The sequence below is a fragment of the Streptomyces sp. NPDC012888 genome (genome assembly GCF_042900645.1).
Classification (GTDB): domain Bacteria; phylum Actinomycetota; class Actinomycetes; order Streptomycetales; family Streptomycetaceae; genus Streptomyces.
On the sequence record NZ_JBIBBM010000017.1, the window covers coordinates 114,112 to 133,462 of the forward strand.

Below are 19,351 nucleotides of genomic sequence, written 5' to 3' on the forward strand. Positions count from 1 at the left end.
CGGCTCAGTCCGAGCCCAGCGCGTGCCCGGCCGCCTCCAGGGCGGTCCGGGCCCGCGCGTACTCCCCGGCCGGAACGAGCACCAGGTCCGCGTCGAAGGTGGACGCGGCGAACACCCCGATGCCCGCCGCGGCCAGCGGCACCAGCAGGCTCGCCAGCATGCCGGGCAGGTCCAGGGCGTGGGCACCGGCCCCGTACAGCCCGCGCCAGGGGCCGCTCACCGGCTCCACGCCCGGCAGCCGGCCGGCGCACACCACGGTCAGCCCGTCCCGGGCCCGGGTGACCGAGGACCACGGCCGGCCCGGCATGACCGGCACGGCGGCGTCCACGGGCAGCCGGTGCACCCACAACAGGTCAGGGAGGACGTAGAGGTGCTGCGGAACGACGGTGACGGACAGCTCGGCCATGGGGACGACCCTAGGTCCCCGCGGGCGGACGATGCCGCCGCGGCCGGATACTGGCTGCCCCGGCTGAACGGGATCCGCCCCGAACCGCTGCTGGAGCCCGGCGCCGCGGGCACCGGCGCCGCGGGCACCGGCGCCGCGGGCACCGGCGCCGCGGGCACCGGCGCCGCGGGCACCGGCGCCGCGGGCACCGGCACCGGCGGATCCGCGACCGTGGCACCGGCCGCCGCCACCACCCTGCGCGCCATGGCCCAGGACGCCCCCGAAGGCCTGCTGCTGCTCACCGTGGCCGCCGCCCGGATCGCCCTCGCCGGTCTCACCACGACCGCCGGCACGGTGTCCGGCAGCCCCCTGCCGGTGGTCGTGCCCGCCTTCGGGGCCGGCCCCGGACCGGCCGAGTTCGCCCTGGTCCAGCCCCTCGACCCGGCCGCCCCCGCCACCGCCTTCCTCCAGGCCCTGCACACCGAACTCGACCGGGCCGCCGCCCGGCCCTGGCCGGACCGGCAGGCCCTCGCCGACCGGCTGGACGCCGTCGCACCGGGCGCCGGCCCGGCCCTGTCCCAGCTCGCCGTGGTCTGCCCCGGCCTGTACGGCGACACCCCGCCCGACCCGCCGGCCGCGCTGGTGCTGCACGTCGAACCGGAGCCCGGCGGCGGCCTGCTGGTCACCGCCCGCGGCACCGCCGCCCTCGCCCCGGCCCTGCCGGCCTGCACCGCGGCCGTACTGGAGTCCCTCGCCGAGGACCCGCGGCGCACCCCGGCCGACACCGACGTGCTCGGCGCCGGACAGCGCGCCCGGCTGCTGGCCCTCGCCGGGCTGCCGGCCCCCGCCGCCTTCGAACCCGCCACCCTCACCGCCCTGTTCGACGAAGCCGCCCGGCGCACCCCCGACGCCGTCGCCGTCACCGGGCAGGGCCGCACCCTGACCTACCGGCAGCTCGCCGAGGACGCCGCCCGGGCCGCCGCCCTGCTCACCCGCCGCCACGGCACCGGCCCCGGCGACGCCGTCTGCGTGCTCGCCCCCCGGGGCGCCGACCTCGTCACCGCCGTGCTCGCGGTGCTCCGCACCGGCGCCGCCTGCGTCCCCCTCGAACCCCGCCACCCCGCCGCCCGGATCTCCCTGCTGGCCGGCCTGAGCGGCGCCCGCCTGGTGCTGCGCGCCGAGGGCCACGGCCCGGCCGACGCCGAACTCCCGCTGCCCGTCGCCGGCCTGACCGGACTGCTGACCGAGTCCGCCGCCCCCGCCGGTATCCCGGCGCCCGCCGACGGGCAGGAGCCCCCCGGCGGAGCCGCCGAACCCGCCGCCCCCGCCCTGCTGCTGTTCACCTCGGGCTCCACCGGCACCCCCCGCCCGGTGGCCGTCCACCACGACCAGCTCGCCCACAAGGTGCTGACCGGCGCCCGCGCCCTCGGCATCGACGCCCGCACCCGCACCGCCCTGCTGTCCGCCACCACCTCCGACGCCACCGCCTTCCAGGTCTTCGCCACCCTCCTGGCCGGCGGCACCCTCGTCGCCGTCGGCGACCCCGACCGGCTCGACGCGCCCGCCCTGTGGCAGCGGGTCCGCGACGGCGAGGTCAACCTCGTCAACTGCGTGCCCGGCCTGCTGTCGGTGCTGCTGCGGGCCCTGCCCCCGGACGCCGGCCTGCCGCTGCGCCACCTCCTCCTCGGCGGCGACACCGTCCCCCGCGGCCTGCTCCCGCGCACCCGCGGCCGGCTCCGCATCGGCACGTTCGCCAACCTCTACGGGCCGACCGAGGCCACCGTCGACGCCACCATGCTCATCCGGGACGGTGCCCCGGCCCAGCGGCTCGACCGGGTGCCCCTCGGCCGGCCCTCGCCCGGTTACGGCGTCTTCGTGGTCACCCCCTCCGGAGAGCTCGCCCCGCCCGGCGTCCCCGGCGAGATCCAGCTGGCCGGCCCCGGCGTGGCCGCCGGCTACCGGGGCGACCCCGCGGCCACCGCCGCCCGCTTCGGCACCTCCCCGCACGCCGGGGACGCCCCCGTCTTCCGCACCGGCGACCAGGGCCGCTGGAACGCGGACGGCGAACTGGAGTTCCTCGGCCGCGCGGACGGCCAGGTGCAGGTCTTCGGCACCCGCGTGGAGACCGGCGAGGTCGAGCAGGCACTGATCGGCCACCCCGGCGTGGTCGAGGCGGTCGTCGTGCCGCGCACCGCCGGCGACGGCACCGTCACCCTGCACGGCTGGTACGTCGCCCGCCCCGGGAAGACCGGAGCCGCCCCCCTCGGCCCGGCCGAGGCCGCCGACTGGCTGGCCGCGCGGCTGCCCTCGCCCATGCTCCCGGCCGCCCTCCACCGGCTGGACACCCTCCCGCTCACCGTGCACGGCAAGGTCGACCGGGCCGCCCTGCTCGCCCTCCCCGCCGCCGGCGAGGGCACCGGCCCCGGCTGGCGGCCCGCCGACGCCCTGGAGGAACTCGTCGCCCGGGCCTGGACGGAGGTGCTGGGCCGCCCGCCGCACTCCGCCGACGAGGACTTCTTCCGGGCCGAGGGCCACAGCCTGGCCGCCGTGCAGCTGGCCGCCGCCCTGTGCGAGGGCACCGGCCGCCCCGACGCCGCCCGCGTCCACGAGGTGCTCGACCTGCGGACCCCGGCCGCGCTGGCCGCCGTCCTGCGCGAGCGCGGAGCCGTGCCCGGACCGACCGCGCCGGACCCCGCACCCGCAGCATCCGTACCCGCGCCCCCCGGCGGGGGGACCGGCACCACCTTCCCCGCCTCCAACGCACAGCGCCGCATGTGGCTGCTGGACCACCTGGACACCTCGCCCGTCCCGCCCTACACCATGGTCGAGGCCTACCGGTTCGACGGCACGGTCGACGAGGACCGCCTCGCCGCCGCCGTCGACGCCCTGGTCGCGCGCCATCCCGCCCTGCGCACCGTGCTCCGGGAGACCCCCCGGGGCCTGGAGCAGACGGTCCTCGACCCGCCCGCCGGCGTCCTCGTGACCGACCGCTCCAGCACCCCCGCCCAGGCCTTCGACCGCGCCTGCCGGCACCGCTTCGACCTCGCCGAGGGCCCCCTCGCCCAGGTGCGCTGGCTGCCCGACGCCCCGGCCGCCGACGCCCCGGCGCCCGGCGGGGTGCTGCTGTTCACCGTGCACCACGCCGTATGCGACGGCTGGTCCTTCGCCCTGCTCATGCGCGACCTGCTCGCCCTGCTCGCCGACCCGGCGGCCGGCCCCGGCCCGGCCCCCTCGTACACCGAGCACACCGCCCGCCTCGCCGCGCGCCTGGCCGGCCCCGAGGGCAAGGCCGCCCGCGCCTACTGGCTCGACCGGCTGGCCGACCTGCCCGAACCCCTCGAACTGCCCGCCGACCGGCGCCGCCCCGCCACCCGCAGCGCCTCCGGCGGCACCGTACGCCTCACCCTCGACGCCGGTGTCGCCGCGGCCCTGGGCGCACTGTGCCGGGACCAGGCGGCCACCCCGTTCACCGGGTTCACCGCCGCCGTGCGGGTCCTGCTGTGGCGGCTGTGCGGGGAACCCGACGCCCTGCTGGGCACCGTGGTGGCCGGCCGCCCCGACCGCCGGTCCGCCGAGACCGTCGGCCTGTTCGCCAACACCGTCGTGCTGCGCACCCCGGTGGACACCGCCGGCACCTTCCGGCAGCTGCTGGCGGCCGCCCGCACCACCGCCCAGGAGGCCGTGGCCCACCAGGAGCACCCCTTCGAGCAGCTCGTCGAGGACCTGGAACTGCCCCGCGACCCCAGCCGCAACCCGGTCTTCGACGTGCTCGTCGAGACCGTCCTGGACGACACCGTCACCGGCCCCGCCGGCGGACCGGCCGTCCGCCACCTCGACCTCGAACAGCCGGTCAGCGACTTCGACCTGTCCTTCGCCTTCCGCGACGCCCGCCCCGGCGCCCCCGCCGAACTGTGGGTCGGCTACGCCGACGACCTCTTCGACCGGTCCACCGCCCACCGCATGGGCGAGCGCCTGCTCCACCTGCTCGCCGGGCTGCTCGACGCCCCCGACGCCCCGCTCGCCGAGGTGCCCGTCCTGCCGCCCGCCGAACGCCGGTTCCTGCTCGACGAGGTCAACGACACCGCCGCCCCCTTCCCCGAGGACAGCACCCTCCTCGACCTGGTCGAGGCGCAGACCGCGGCCGCACCTGACCGCACCGCCGTGGTGCACGGCTCCACCCGGCTGACCTTCGCCGAGCTCGACGCCCACGCCGAAGCCGTCGCGGCCCGGCTGCGCGCCGCCTCCGCGGCCGGTCCCGGCGAGCTCGTCGCCGTCGTCACGGAACGCACCGAGTGGATGGTGGTCAGCGCCCTCGCCGTGCTCAAGACCGGCGCCGCCTTCCTGCCGCTCGACCCCGAACAGCCCGCCGACCGGCTGGCGTTCGCCCTCGCCGACAGCGGGGCCCTGGCCGTCCTCGCCGACGGCCGCCACCACGCCGCCGTCAGTGCCCTGACCGCCCTTCCGGTCCTCGACCCGCGCGCCGCCGACTCCGCCGCCGGCTCCGGGGGCGGCGCCCCCGTGCCACCGCCGCCCGCACGCCGGGCCGGGCCGCGGGACCTCGCGTACGTCATCTACACCTCGGGCTCCACCGGCCGCCCCAAGGGCGTCATGATCGAGCACCGCGGCATCGTCAACACCGTCCACTACCGGGCCGGCTACTACGGCTTCGGCGCCGACGCGGCCGTGCTCCAGGTACCGCCGCTGCACTTCGACAGCGGGGTCAACGACGTCTTCTCCGCCCTCGTCGCCGGAACCGCGGTCGTCGTCCTCGGCAAGGACCGCCTCCTCGACGTCGAGCACGTCGCCGAGGAGATCCGGCGGAACGCCGTCACCCACATCATGCTCGTGCCCAGCCTCTACCAGCTGATGCTGGACCGCTGCGCGCCCAGCCTGGGCTCCGTCCGCCAGATCGTCCTGGTCGGCGAACGGCTCCCCGAGGCCCTCGCCGCCCGGCACGCCGAACTGCTGCCCGACACCGTCCTCTACAACGAGTACGGGCCCACCGAGGACAGCGTCTGGACCACCGTCCACCGGATCACCGACCCCGGCGCCGACATCGTCATCGGCCACCCCATCGCCAACAAGACCGTCGACGTCCTCGACGCCCACGGCGACCTCGCCCCCGTCGGCGTCCCCGGCGAACTCTGCGTCTCCGGCGCCGGGCTGGCCCGCGGCTACCTCGGCAACCCCGACCTCACCGCCGAGCGGTTCACCGCCCACCCGCAGCGCCCCGGCACCCGGATGTACCGCACCGGCGACCGGGCCGCCCGCCGCCCCGACGGCAACCTGCTCTTCCTCGGCCGCGTCGACGACCAGGTCAAGATCCGCGGTCAGCGCGTCGAGCCCGGCGAGGTCGCCGCCGTCCTCGCCGGCCACCCGCGGGTGCTCCGCTGCGCCGTCGTCGCCGTACCCGACGAGCGCGGCGAGCCCTCCCTGGCCGCCTACACGGTCGGCACCGCCGACCCGGCCGAGCTGCGGCCGTGGCTGGCCGAACGGCTGCCCGCCGCCATGGTCCCCGCCGCGTACGTGGAGGTCGCCGAACTCCCGCTGAACCCCAACGGCAAGCTCGACCGGAAGGCGCTGCCCGCCCCGCCCCGCCGCGAGTCCGTCCCCCACACCGGCCTCGGCCCGGTCGGGGAGCGGGTGGCCCGGGTCTGGGAGGAGGTCCTCGGCCTGCCCGTGACCGACCCGGACGCCGACCTGTTCTCCGTCGGCGGGCACAGCCTGACCGCCGCCCGCCTCGCGGCCGCGCTCCAGGACGAGTTCGGCGTGCGCGTCCCCCTGGCCACGGTCTTCCGGCAGCAGACCGTACGGGCGCTCACCGCCGTCCTCACCGCCCCCGACGGAACCGCCACCGGCGGCACCGCCCGCAGCGAGTCCGACCGGCCGCGGCCCCCGGCCGGCGACGGCACCCGACCGCCCGCCGCGCAGACCGCGCTGCCCACCGCGCCCGACGGCACCGTCCTGCCGCTGTCCCGCGCCCAGCGCCGGATCTGGATGGCCGCCCGGACCAACCCCAGCCCGGTCGCCCTCAACATCTGCGACGCCGTCGACGCCGGCCGGCCCCTGGACCCGCGCCTGCTCCGGGCCGCCGTCACCGCCCTCGCCGCCCGGCACGAGGCCCTGCGCACCCGGGTCGCCGTCATCGAGGGCACCGCCCGGCAGGTCGTCATGGACCGCCTCCCCGACGGGCCGCCGCTGACCTGCGAACCCACCGACGGGACCGACGAGTCGGTCGCCGCGGCCGTCCGCGCCGCCCACGCCACCCCCTTCGCCCTGGCCACCGGACCGCTGTTCGCCGTCCGCCTGCTGACCGGCCGGCCCGCCGGCGACGTCCTCGTCATCACCGCCCACCACCTGGTGTACGACGGCGACAGCGCCGCCCTGGTCGCCCGCGACCTGCTCGCCGCCTACGACGACCTGGCCGCCGGCCGCGAACCCTTCGGCGGCCGCCCGGCCCGCCCCTACCGCGACTGGGTCGCCGAGGAGGCCGCCTGGCTGGACGGGCCCGACGCCGACCGCGGCCGCGCCTACTGGACCCGCACCCTGGGCGGACCGCTGCCCCGCCTGGACCTGCCCGGCACCGGCCCCCGCGCGGACGCCGGCCGGCTCGGCGCGGGCGTCGTCCGGCGCTCCCTGCCCGCCGCCGTGCTGCGCGCCGCGGCCGAGGGCTGCGGAGCCACCCCGTTCACCGCCCTGCTGAGCGCCTGGGCGCTGACCCTGCACCGGCGCTCCGGCAGCTCCGAGGTGATCGTCGGCTGCCCGGCCGGCACCCGTGACCGCACCGGGCTGGCCGAGGTCGTCGGCTGCTTCGTCAACGCGATGCCGGTCCGGCTCGCGCCCGGCGCCGCGCACACCCCCGCGGAACTCCTCGCCCAGGTCCGCGACCGGCTGGCCGAGGCCTACGAACACGCCCGGTTCCCGTTCGACACCACCGTCGTCGAGATCGCCGAACGCCCGGCCCGCGGCCGGCGCCCCGTCTACGACGCCGGCCTGAGCTGGGAGACCGCCGAGCGGCCCGGCGAGGGCCCCCGGTTCCTGCCCGCCGATCCCGCCCAGGTCCCGCTCACCGACGACCTGCGGATCTACGCGAGCGAAAGCCAGGGCACCGTCCTGCTCGAACTCGCCTACGACCGGGCGCTGTTCACCGAGGACACCGCCCGCAGCCTGCTGGACGAGGTGGTCGGCGCGCTCCGCTGCCACCCGTCCTGGTACCTCGCCGGCGGGTCCGCCCGCCCGGCCGGCGACCCCGCCGAGACCGACACACCGCAACCCGCAGGGAGCGTACGGACATGACCGCAGCACCGCTGCCCCTCCCCGTGACGCGGGAGACTTCCACCGCCGCCACGGCGCTGCGGACCCGGCTCACCCGCGAGGGCGTCCCCGGGCGGACCCGGCGCACCCTCCCGCTGCCCCGGCCCGCCGGAGACGCGCTGGTCACCGCCGCCGCCGGCCACCCCATGGACGAACTCGTCCTGCTGTCCGCGGCGGCCCTGATCGCCCTGGCCGCCGCCGAGGACACCGAGAGCCCGGCCCTGACGGTCGCCGGGCCCGCCGGACCCGTCACCGTCACCGCCGACCTGCCCGAGGGAGCGCGGACCACCGCCGGGGCCCTGCTCGGCCGGGTCCGTGAAGAGCTGCTCGCGGCCCGGCCCGCCGGCCCGCGGGCGGGCACCCTCACCGTCGCCGCCGGCCCGGCCGCGGCGCCCGCGCCCGACGGCGAGACCCTGCTGATCACCCTCGACGCCGCCGGCGCCCCCGGCGCGGCCGACGCCGCCGGCGCCGTCTCCGCGGAGCGGAGCCTGCACGCGGACGCGGACACCGAGCGCTGCGAGCCGTGGTTCGCCGACACCGTGCTGCGCGTGATCGCCCACCTGCTCGGCGGGCTGACCGACCCGTCCCGCACCCTCGACACCCTCGAACCGGCCGGTGCCACCGACCGGGACCTCGTCGCCGGCTGGGGCCGGACCGGCTTCTGGCCGCCCGCCGCCCCCGGCACCCTGCTCGACCGCCTCGAACGCGGCGCCCGCGCCGCCGGCACCGGCCCCGCCGTCGTCACCGCGGACGGCACCGAACTCGGTCACGACGGACTCCGCGCCGAGTCCGTCCGCGCCGCCCGCCGCCTGCACCACGCGTACGGCGTGGGCCGCGGCGACCGCGTCGCCCTGCTCGCCGGCAAGGGCCGGTACGCGCCGGCCGCGCTGCTCGGCACCGTCCGCTCCGGCGCCGCCTACGTACCGCTCGACCCCGCGCAGCCGGAGGACCGGCTCGCCACCGTGCTCACCGACGTCGGCGCGGCCCTGCTGGTCGCCGAGCCCGAACACGCGGAGCAGGCCCGCGCCCTGGCCGCCCGGACCGGCGTCCGCGCGCTGTCCGCCGCGGAACTCGCCGGCGACGGCCCCGACCTGGCCGCGCTGCCGCAGGACGACCCGGAGCCGCCGCGCCCCGAGGACCCCGCCTACGTCATCTACACCTCCGGCTCCACCGGCCGCCCCAAGGGCGTGGTCATCCGCCACTCGGCCATCGACAGCTACCTGGCCTGGAAGCACGACTACCACCGGCTCGGCCCCGACACCTGCCTGCTCCAGGTGCCCGCGCTGTCCTTCGACAGCTCCGTCTCGGACGTGTTCTCCGTCCTCGGCGCGGGCGGCACCCTGGTCCTCGTCGACGGTGTGCGCCGGCTCGACGGGGCACACCTGCGGGACCTGGCGACGCGCCACGGCGCCAGCCACGTCACCCTGGTGCCCAGCCTCTACCGGGCCGTCATCGACGACCTGGCCGCGGCCGGCACCCTGCGCGTGGTCACCGTCGCCGGTGAGGCCATGCCCGCCGAACTCGTCGCCCGCCACCAGGCGCTGATGCCCCGCACCCGGCTGGTCAACGAGTACGGCCCCACGGAGAACTCCGTCGGCGCCACCGCCTTCGACTATCCCGCGCACCCGCTGCCCGGCACCCCCATCGGCTGGCCGCTGTCCCACACCGTGGTCGAGGTGCTGGACGCCGCGGACCGGCCCGTCCCGCCCGGCTTCCCCGGCCAGCTGCACTTCTCCGGCCCCGGCCTCGCCGACGGCTACCTGCACCGGCCCGACCTCACCCGGGACGCCTTCCCGGAGGCGCCCGGGGTGCCCGGCGGCCGCCGCTACCGCTCCGGCGACCGCGGCTGGTGGCAGCCGGGCGGCACCCTGCAGTTCCTCGGCCGCACCGACGACCAGGTAAAGATCCGCGGCAACCGGGTCGAACTCGGCGACGTGGAAGCCGCCCTGACCGCCCTGCCCGCCGTCGACGAGGCCGTCGCCGTCGTCTGCGCCGGCGCCTCGGGGCAGCCCTCGCTGGTCGCCTTCGTCACCGGGGCCGCGGCCGTCACCCCCGCCGCCGTCCACGCCCACGCCGCCGCCGTGCTGCCCGCCCCCCTCGTCCCCGACCGGATCCTGCCGCTGGACCGGGTCCCGCTCACCACCAGCGGGAAGACCGACCGGCAGACCCTCGCCGAACTCGCCCGGCGGGCCCGCCCCGAGGCCCCCGCCACCCCCGCCGCCGACGGCGGCACGCCCGCGGCCGGCGACGCCCCGCAGAGCCTCGAGGAGCGCGTCGGCGCCGTGTTCCGGGAGGTCCTCGACCTCACCGAACTCGCCCTGGACGACAACTTCTTCGCCCTCGGCGGCCACAGTCTGCTCGCCGTCGACGTGATCACCGCACTGGAGCAGCGGCACGGCCTGGTCCTCGGCATCGACGAACTCCTCGACGGCCCCTCCGTCCGCGAGGCCTGCGCCGCCCTGCGCGCCCGCGGCGCCGACGACGCCGGCCCGTCCGCCGCCGACGGCCCCGACTCCGCCGCCGGGCAGGACCACCCGCTGTCCGCCGCCCAGCGCCAGCTGTGGACCCTGTCCCGCCTCGACGACGGCGCCGACACCGTCCACCACCTCACCGACGTCTTCCGGATCGACGGCTCCCTCGACGAACGCCTCGTCGCCCAGGCCCTCGCCGACGAGGCCGCCGACGCCGAACTGCTGCGCGCCCGCTTCCTCCTCCGCGACGGGGAGCCCCGCCAGCGCTTCGTGTACGGCGACCGCCCCCCGTTCACCGTGCTCTGGCCCGCCCCCGGTACCGACACCGCCGCCCTGCTCCGCGAGGAGGCCGGCCGGCCCTTCGACCTGGAGCACCAGCCGCCGCTGCGCGCCGTACTGCTCCGCCTGTCCGCCACCAGCGCGCTGCTCGCCGTCACCGTCCACCACATCGCCTGCGACGGCGAATCGGCCGCCCTCCTCGTCGAACGGCTCTTCGCCCGGCTGCGGGCCATGCGCACCGGCACTCCCGCCCCCCGCCCGGCCGCCGGCCGCTACCTCGCCCAGATCGCCCGCGAGGAGGCCGACGCCGGCAGCCCCGCGGAGCTGCGGGCCCGCGACCACTGGCACCGCGAGCTCGCCGCCCCGCTGCCCTATCCGCTGCTGCCCGCCGACGGCGACCGCACCGCACCGCCCGGCCCCGGCGGCGAGAGCCGCATCCGGCTCACCGCCGAGGACAGCCGGGCCGTACGGGACCTCGCCCGCACCTGCGGGACCAGCGCGTACGGCACCGGCCTGACCGCCCTGGCCGAGCTCCTGGCCCGGTTCACCGGGGAGGAGCGCGTCCTGCTGGGCACCCCCGTCACCCGCCGCGACACCCCCGAGGCCGCCGGCGTCATCGGGCCCTTCCTCAACACCGTGGTCCTGGCCTGCCAGGTGCCGCCCGGCGCCGGTTTCGCCGAGCGCGCCGCCGCGACCCGCTCCACCGTCGCCCGGGCCATGGCCCACCGCGCCTACCCGTTCGCCCGGCTGGTCGCCGAGCTCCCCGGGGCCCGCGACGGCGGCCGCACCCCGCTGTTCACCGTCATGTACACCGCCGACGAGCCGGGCGCCGCCGGCACCGGCGACGGCACCGGCCTGGACGCCGGCCCGGGGCTGACCGTACGGCGCGAGCCCTTCAGCGACGGGGCGAGCGAGTTCGAGCTCAGCTTCCACCTCGACAACTCCGGCGAAGCGGTGGAACTCAGCGCCGAGTACGACACCGCCCTGTTCACCGCCGCCCGCGCCACCCGGCTGCTGCGGCACTGGGCGGACCTGCTGCTCCGGGCCGCCGCCGACCCCGCCCGCACCCCGGCCGGCACCCCCCTGCCGGACTCCGAGACCACCGAGCTCGCCGCCCTGGCCGAGAGCTGCGCCACCCACCCCGGCGCCCGGATCACCGACCCCGCCGGCCGGCCCGTTCCCGTCGGCGTGCCCGGCGAGCTCCACACCGGCTCCGGGCCGGCCGGACTGCGCGCCCACTGGTCCGAGCGCGGCGAGCTGGTGCTCCGCGGCCCCGCCGGGCGGCTCGTCCCCGACCCCGCCCGCCCGGACGCACGCCTCGACCCGTCCGAGGCCGAACGGGTGCTGCGCGCCCACCCGTCCGTACGGGACGCCGAGGTCGGACCGGCGGCCCCGGGCGAACCCGGGCCGCTGACCGCGCACGTCACCCCGCGCCCCGGTCAGGCCCCGGCGGCCGGTGCCCTGCGCACTCTGGTGCGCCGCGCGCTGCCCGCCCGCCTGGCGCCGGCGACGGTCCACATCGGGCCGCCGGCGGCACCGGGCGCGGCACCGGGCGCGGCGCCGGACACGGCGGCGGACCCGGCGCCGGCCGGGACCGGGGGAGTGCCGAGCTCCGGCGGACCCGGCCCCGCCGCGGGTCCCGCGGCCGGCGTGGCAGCCGACCCCGTCGTCCAGGCGGTCGCCGAAGCCGTCGCCGCTTCCCTCGGACACCCCGGCGTCGGCCCGGACGACGACTTCTTCCAGCTCGGCGGCGGCTCGCTGGACGCCGTGGACGTGGCGGGGCGGCTGCGGGCCGCGCTCGGCCGGGACGTGTCCCCGCGCCTGGTCTTCGACGCCCGCACCCCGGCGGCCATCGCCGAGGCCATCGGCGCGGCGGCCGCGGCCGTGCCGACTCCGGCCGCCGCGCCGGACACCGCTGACCGCCCGGTCCCCGGCCCGGCCGGCGCACCCGCCCCGCTGACCACCGAACAGGCCGGCATCCACCGGGCCCTGCTGGCCGGCGCGCCCCCCGCCGCGTTCACCGTGTTCGAGGCCCTGCGCAGCACCGGCCGCGTCATCGACCCGCAGGCCCTGCGCCAGGCCGTCGAGCACACCGCCGCCCGCCACGACGCCCTCTCCTCCCGGCTCGTCACCACCGCCGGGGGCGAGCCGCGGTGGATACCGCTCACGGTGCCCCGCACCGGCTGGGACGAGACCGACCTCACCGGCCTGCCCCCGGCCGGGCGGGACCCCGCCCTCGACGCGCTCGCCCAGCGCCACCTCGAGGAACCGTTCGACCTGGCCGCCGGCCTGCTGCTGCGGGCCCGGCTGGTGCGGCTGGCCGAGGAGGAGCACGTCCTGCTCCTCGCCGTCCACCACATCGCCGTCGACGGCCGCTCCATGGAACTGCTCATCGCCCAGATCGCCGCCGCCTACGAGGAGTTCGCCGCCGGACGGCGGCCCGCCGAACCCGCCGGGCCCGCCCCCCTGCGGCTCGCCGACGTCGCCCGCTGGCAGCGGACCCGCACCACGGCCGGCGAGGAGGACCTCACCTGGGGCCGCGTGCTCGCCGCCGGCGGACCCCCCGAGCTGCCGCTGCCCTACGACCGGCCCCGCCTGGTGCGCGGCGCGCTGATGCCCACCGAACTGCCCTTCGCGTTCCCCGCGCCCGGCACCGGCGCCTTCGGCCGCGCCGACGGCCTGAGCCCGTTCGCCCTCGCCCTGACCGCCCTGGTCGCCGCCCTCTCCGGGGGCGCGGCGGACGGCGACGCCCCGGACGAGGTGTGGCTGGCCACCGTGCTCAGCTCCCGCGCCGCGCCCGGCCTCGCGGAGGTCGTGGGCCCGCTCACCGGCACCGCCCTGCTGCGCGTCGAGACCGGCGCCGCCCGTACGTACCGGGAGCTGGCCAGGACCGTCGCCCACGCCCTGCTCGCCGCGCACGACCGGCCCGGCGCCGGACTCGACGCCGTGGCCGCGCTCGCCGAAGCCGAGTTCGGCGTGGACCGGGCCCGGCTCAGCCAGGTGCTGGTCGTCGCCCAGGAGGACAACCCGCCCGCCCCCGGGGCGCTGTTCCGCCCGGACGGCACCGTCGCCGCGGCCCGTCCCACCGCCACCGCCTTCGACCTGGTCTGGTCGGTCCGCACCGGCGAGGACGACGTGGACGGCGTGCTCACCTACAAGGGCGAGCTGTTCGACGGCGGCACCGCGGACCGGCTGGTGGACCGCACCCGGCAGGCCCTGGCCACCCTCGTCACCCGCCCCGACGCACCCTGGCGGGAGCGCCCGTGACCACCGCGGCGGACTCCTGGCGGCGGACCCTGGCCGCACTCAACGACACCGCAGCGCCCGTTCCCGACGGGCCGGTCGCCGCGCTCCTCGCCGAGCGGGCGCGCCCCGTCGCCGGCCTGCCGGCCGTCATCGCCCGCGACCGGACCCTGTGCCACGGGGAACTGCACGGCCGGGCCGAGGAGCTGGCGGCCCGGCTGCGGGCCCGCGGGGCCGGACCCGGCACGCTCGTCCGGATCTGCCTGCCCCGCTCCGCGGAACTGGTCGTGGCCGTACTGGCGGTGCTGCGGGCCGGCGCCGCGTACGTACCGCTGGACCCCGACCACCCGGCCGAGCGGCTCGCCCAGCTCGCCGACAGCGCCCCCGCCCCGCTCACCCTGACCACCGCCGCGCTGGCCGGACACTTCCCCGGCACGGGCGCGCTCACCGTCGACCTGGACGCCCCGGTCGCCCCGGTCGCGGCTGCGGCCGGGGCGGCTTCCCCGGCCGGTGCGACCCCGGCCGGCGCGACCCGGGCCGTGCCGCCGGCCGCCGGGCCGCAGCCCGGCCCGGACGACCTGGCGTACGTCATCCACACCTCCGGCTCCACCGGCCGCCCCAAGGGGGTGGCCATCGAACAGCGCTCCCTGACCAACCTGCTGGAGGCCACCGCCGTCCCGTTCGGCCTGGCCCCCGGCCGGCGGGTGCTGCAGTTCGCCAGCCCCGCCTTCGACGTCTCGGTCTGGGAGGTCCTCGCGACGCTGTGGGCCGGCGCGGCCGTCGTGGTCTTCGACGAACCCGTGGCCTCCGCCGGGGTCCTCGCCGCCCTGGTGCGCGAACGCCGCGTGGACACCGTCTTCCTGCTCGCCGCGCTGCTGGCCCAGCTGGACCCGGCCGCCTTCCCCGGCGTGCGGACGGTCGTCACCGGCGGCGAGGCCTTCAACCAGGCCCTGGTGGACCGCTGGGCACCCGGCCGGGACCTGATCTACGTCTACGGCCCCACCGAGGCCACCGTCTTCCAGTCCTGGCACCGCTGCCCGCCCGGTGCACCGGGGGAGCCGCCCACCATCGGCCGCCCCATGGCCAACCTGCGGTACTCCGTGCGGGACGGCTCCGGCCGGCCCGTCGGCCCCGGCGAGGAGGGCGAACTGTGGATCGGCGGCGCCGGCGTGGGGCGCGGCTACCTGGGCCGCCCCGACGCCGGCGCGGAACGCTTCCTCCCCGACCCCGACGACCCCCGGCCCGGTGCCCGCCTCTACCGCACCGGCGACCTCGCCCGGCACCGGCCGGACGGCACCCTGGACTTCCGCGGCCGCGCCGACCGGCAGGTCAAGATCCGCGGCTTCCGCATCGAACCGGGCGAGGTGGAGGCGGCCCTCGCCGCGCTGCCCGGCGTCGCGGCCGCCGCCGTGGTCGTGCCGGAGGGCACCCCCGAGCCGCTGCTCGCCGGATACGTCGTCACCGACGGCGCGCTGCCCGCCGACTGGCGCGCCCGGCTGGCCGGCCGGCTGCCGTACTACATGGTTCCGGCAGTGGTCGTGCCGGTCCCGGCGCTGCCCGCCACCCCCAACGGCAAGATCGACCGGCGGGCCCTCGCGGGCCGGCCCCTGCCGGCGGACGGCGGCCCCGCCCCGGACCCCGCCGGCCCGGCCGCCGACCCCGTGCGCAACGTGCTGCGCGAGCTGTTCGAGGAGGCCCTGGGCCGGCCGGTACCGGACGACGCCGACTTCTTCCTGCTCGGCGGCACCAGCCTCAAGGCGGCCGGGGTGGCGGCGGAGGCGGCGCGCCGGCTCCGGCTGCCGGTCCGCGTCCGCGACGTGTTCGACCGCCCCTCCGTCGCCGCCCTCGCCGACCGGCTCGACGGCCGGCTCGACGGCCGCTCCCGGCCGGCGGCGGACACCGGTCCCGCCCCCGCCGCCGCGGCGCGCCCGGACGCGGCCGCGGACCCGGCACCGGCACCGGTGCCCGCCGTGAGCCCCGTACAGCGCTGGCTCTGGCTGGAGGACCGCACCCGCGCCGCCCTGGGCGGGAGCGCCGGCACCGCCGCCTACCACGTCCCGCTGCTGCTGGACTGCCATGGCCCCGCCGAACCGGAGGAGCTGCGCCGCGCGTTCGCCCGGCTCCAGGAGGCCCAGCCGCAGCTGCGCACCGTCTACCGCGAGGAACGCGGCGAACCGGTGCCCCGGCCGGCGGAGGCCCCCGTGCCGCTGGACGTGCTGGACCTGCCCGACGAGCCGGCCCGGGAGGCCGCCGTACGGGAGCTGGCGCACGCGCCGTTCGACCTGGCGGCCGGACCGCCGCTGCGGGCGGCACTGCTGCGCCGTCCGGGCGGCCCCGACCGCCTGTTGGTGGTCCTCCACCACATCGCCGCGGACCAGACCTCCCTGGAGGTCGTCGCCCGGACCCTGGCGGGGACGGCGCCGGCCCACCCGGCCGCAGCCGTGCCCGCAGCCGTGCCGGAGGACTCCGCCCGGCCGCCCGGTGAGGCCGCCCGTGACGAGGTCCTCTCCCACTGGAGGGCCCGGCTCACCCCGCCGCCGGCGCCGCTGCCGCTGCCGGTGGACCGCCCGCGCGGTGGCCCGCCCGGCCGGGCCACCGCCACCGTCACCGCGGAGCTCGACCCGCAGCCGCTCGCCGCGCTGGAGGAGTACGCCCGCGGCCGGCGCACCGGCCTGTTCGCCGTCCTCGCCGCGACCGTCGCGGCCGTGCTGCACGAGGTCACCGGGACCGCCGACGTCACGCTGGGCACGGCCGTCAGCCGGCGCCCCGCCCTGGGGCTGCCGGACACGGTGGGCTGCCTGGTCAACACCGTCGTGCTGCGCACGGAGATGGCCGCCGGCCGGTCGTGGGACGACCTCGTCGGCGACCTCGCCGACCAGGCCGTCGGAGCGATGGACCACGCGGACGTGCCGTACGGCGAGGTGGTCCGCGCGCTCGACCCGCCGCGGCACGCCTGGCGCAACCCGTACTTCGACGTGTGGGCGATCCTCTGGGACGAGATCGACACCGGCCGCGGCCCCGGCGGACTCCGGCTGACCGGCGGCCCGGTCCCGCTGGAGGAGGGGCTGTTCGACCTGTCGTTCCAGTTCGCGCGGTCCTCGACCGGCTTGAAACTGCTACTCCAGTACGACCGCACACACTACGAACCTGGCACGGCACGCGCACTGGCGGACAAGGTCCTGCGCGCCGCCAGGCGGCTGGCAGTTGCCGGACCGCAGGCTCCGGTCAACCCGCCCGACCCCGTGGTCCCGGCGGGGCGGGCCGCCACCGGCCGTCCGGCGTTCGCGGGGTTCACCTGGGACGTCTCCCGGCCCTGAACCCCCCGGAAGGATGGGCTCCGGCATGCCCACGAACAACGAACTGATGATGCTGTTCCTCCTCCAGCTCACGGCCGTGCTCGTCGCGTGCAGGCTGGTCGGGATGCTGTTCCGCCGGTTCGGCCAGCCGCAGGTCGTCGGCGACATGGTGGCCGGGTTCCTGCTCGGACCGACCCTGCTGGGATACGTCTTCCCGGCCCTGTCCGACGAGCTGTTCCCGCGCGTGCTGACCGTGCCCGGCACCGCACAGTCCATCCAGCACCCGGCGCTCACCACCCTCTTCGTGGTCGGCCAGCTGGGGCTGGTGCTCTACATGTTCCTGGTCGGCCTCGCCTTCGACCACCGCGTCATGGCCCGGCACCTCAAGGCCTCCACCGTGTCCTCGGTCGTCGGCATCGTCGCCCCGGTGCTGGTCGGCGGAGCGCTGGGCTGGTACCTCGCGGGCAACGGGGACACCTTCTTCCCCGGGGGCGTCGCGGCCTGGCAGGCCGCGCTGTTCGTCGGCGCCGCCTGCTCCATCACGGCCTTCCCGATGCTCGCCCGGATGATCTACGAGCGCGGCCTGACCCGCACCACCGTCGGCACCGTCGCCCTCGCCTGCGCCGCCGTCGACGACGCCGCCGCGTGGATCCTGCTCGCCCTGGTCGTCGCCGGCACCACCGGGGACCCGGCGCTGGCCGTCATGGCCATCGGCGGCAGCGCGGTGTACGTGGCGGTGCTGACGGTCCTGAAGAAGCGGGCGGCCCGGCACGCCGACCGGCTGAACGCGCCCCGCACGGTGGGCAGCGGGGCCGCGCTCGGCGCCGTCGCCGTGGTCCTCCTGCTCTGCGCGACCTTCACCGAATGGGTCGGCGTGCACGCCGTCTTCGGCGCGTTCGTCCTGGGCGTCTGCACCCCGCGCGGAGCCTTCGCCGACAACCTGCGCGCCCGCCTGGAGCCGGTCACGGTCCACATCCTGCTGCCGGTGTTCTTCGTGTACGCCGGTCTCAACACCCGCCTGGACGTGCTGCTCGACCCGGCGGTCCTGGTCGCCCTCGTCCTCGTCCTGGTCGTGGCCTTCGCCGTCAAGGGCGGTGCCTGCGCCCTGGCCTGGCGTGCGACGGGCGGCAGCTGGCGGGACGCGGCCTCGCTGGGCTCGCTGATGAACGCCCGCGGGCTGATGGAGCTGGTGCTGCTCCACATCGGCCGGGAGAAGGGCCTGATCACCGACGAGCTGTACACCGTCCTCGCCCTGATGACGGTCGTGACCTCGCTGGCCGCCACCCCGCTGTACGAGTTCATCCAGCGGCGCTGGCCCGCGCCGGACGCGCTGCCGCATGACACCCTGCCGCACGACGCGCTGCCGCACGACCTCCCGCCGCACGGTGCGCTGCCCGGGGACGTCCTGCCCGGGGACACCCCGCCGCGGGCCGCCGCGGGCGCCCCGGCCGGGACGCCCGCCGAGCCCGCTCAGCTGGTCCGGCGGTAACTGGTCAGCAGCATGTCGCGGTAGCCGGCCGTACGGCCGGCCGCCGGATCCACCAGCACCGGCTCGGTGCCGTGCAGGATCCGGCGGTCGTCCGCGTACAGCGAGTCCATCGGCGCGGCCAGCAGCGGCCGTTCCAGCTCGCGGCCCTCCGGGTCGCAGACGATGCTGCGGCCGCCGGTCACGCCGGTCCGGCCGATCAGGTGCAGCGCGATGTAGTCGAAGCCGTCCCGGTGGACGCCCTCGGGGGAGGGCAGGCCGTGCTCCTCGGCCCGGGCCCGGATGCGCACCAGGTGCACGTCGATCTCCCAGTCCAGGCCGCGGCCGGGCTCCGCGCCGGCCAGCCCGGAGAACACGGAGGCACCGTGCAGCAGCAGCCGGTGCAGGAACGGGTTGTCCCGCACCTCCGGCCCGGCCGGGGCGAACCAGCGCGGCGAGCCGCCCGCGAAAGGATTCACCTCGGCGCTCTGGAAGTAGGGGCCCGGCGGCTCCGGCCGGAGTACCGCGCCATCGGCCGCGCGGTGCAGGAACCGGACGTGCCGGCGGAACCGGTACGCTCCGCCGTCGGCCAGATAGGCGTCCGGTTCCAGGTCCTCGTAGGCGCGAACCAGCCGCGGGAACGCATCAGCCCCCCAGCCGGTGTCGAAACCGGTGCCGGGGGCGAGTGCGTAGCCCCGGGTGCGGATTCCCTCCGCGACGTCCGTGCTGGTCAGCGGTCCGGGAAGTGCCACAGCGGGCATGGGACCCTCCTTGGGTCGGCTCCGGGTGCGAAGCTCCTCGGGATCGGCGCCGAATTCCAAGTGCTTTTCGGCCCGTTCGGTGCCGGATCCGGCACCGGAAATTTCCCGAGCGAAAAGGGAAAAGAATGCACTGAACG

6 protein-coding genes are annotated in these 19,351 nt (G+C 78.0%); 4 read left to right on the forward strand and 2 right to left on the reverse strand.

Annotated elements, in window-relative coordinates; all coding sequences use genetic code 11:
• Nucleotides 1–4: 4 nt before the first annotated feature.
• Nucleotides 5–406 carry an ACT domain-containing protein gene (locus ACFY61_RS26580; protein ID WP_389475843.1) on the reverse strand — a complete coding sequence of 134 codons (402 nt, stop codon included), beginning with the start codon at nucleotides 404–406 and terminating at the stop codon, nucleotides 5–7.
• Between ACFY61_RS26580 and ACFY61_RS26585 the strand changes: the two genes are divergently transcribed.
• Genes ACFY61_RS26585 through ACFY61_RS26600 form a run of 4 tightly spaced genes read left to right on the forward strand, consistent with a single transcriptional unit; the run spans nucleotide 371 to nucleotide 18,477 of the window.
• Complete coding sequence (locus ACFY61_RS26585) at nucleotides 371–7,681, forward strand: amino acid adenylation domain-containing protein (RefSeq protein ID WP_389475845.1); 7,311 nt, start codon at nucleotides 371–373, stop codon at nucleotides 7,679–7,681. The genes ACFY61_RS26580 and ACFY61_RS26585 overlap by 36 nt on opposite strands.
• Nucleotides 7,678–13,716, forward strand: coding sequence for an amino acid adenylation domain-containing protein (locus ACFY61_RS26590; protein ID WP_389475847.1), 6,039 nt, complete (start codon nucleotides 7,678–7,680; stop codon nucleotides 13,714–13,716). Before ACFY61_RS26585 ends, ACFY61_RS26590 begins: the two co-directional genes overlap by 4 nt.
• Nucleotides 13,713–17,009 (forward strand): amino acid adenylation domain-containing protein, encoded by a 3,297-nt coding sequence (locus tag ACFY61_RS26595; RefSeq protein WP_389475849.1) that lies wholly within the window; start codon nucleotides 13,713–13,715, stop codon nucleotides 17,007–17,009. The genes ACFY61_RS26590 and ACFY61_RS26595 overlap by 4 nt, the downstream gene beginning before the upstream one ends.
• 25 nt (nucleotides 17,010–17,034) lie before the next feature.
• The gene (locus ACFY61_RS26600) at nucleotides 17,035–18,477 is read left to right on the forward strand and encodes a cation:proton antiporter (protein WP_389475851.1); all 1,443 of its coding nucleotides are present in this window, start codon (nucleotides 17,035–17,037) and stop codon (nucleotides 18,475–18,477) included.
• Here ACFY61_RS26600 and ACFY61_RS26605 read toward each other — a convergent pair.
• Complete coding sequence (locus tag ACFY61_RS26605; RefSeq protein ID WP_389475853.1) at nucleotides 18,459–19,214, reverse strand: 2OG-Fe dioxygenase family protein; 756 nt, start codon at nucleotides 19,212–19,214, stop codon at nucleotides 18,459–18,461. The two genes, ACFY61_RS26600 and ACFY61_RS26605, sit on opposite strands and share 19 nt — an antisense overlap.
• Nucleotides 19,215–19,351 lie beyond the last annotated feature (137 nt).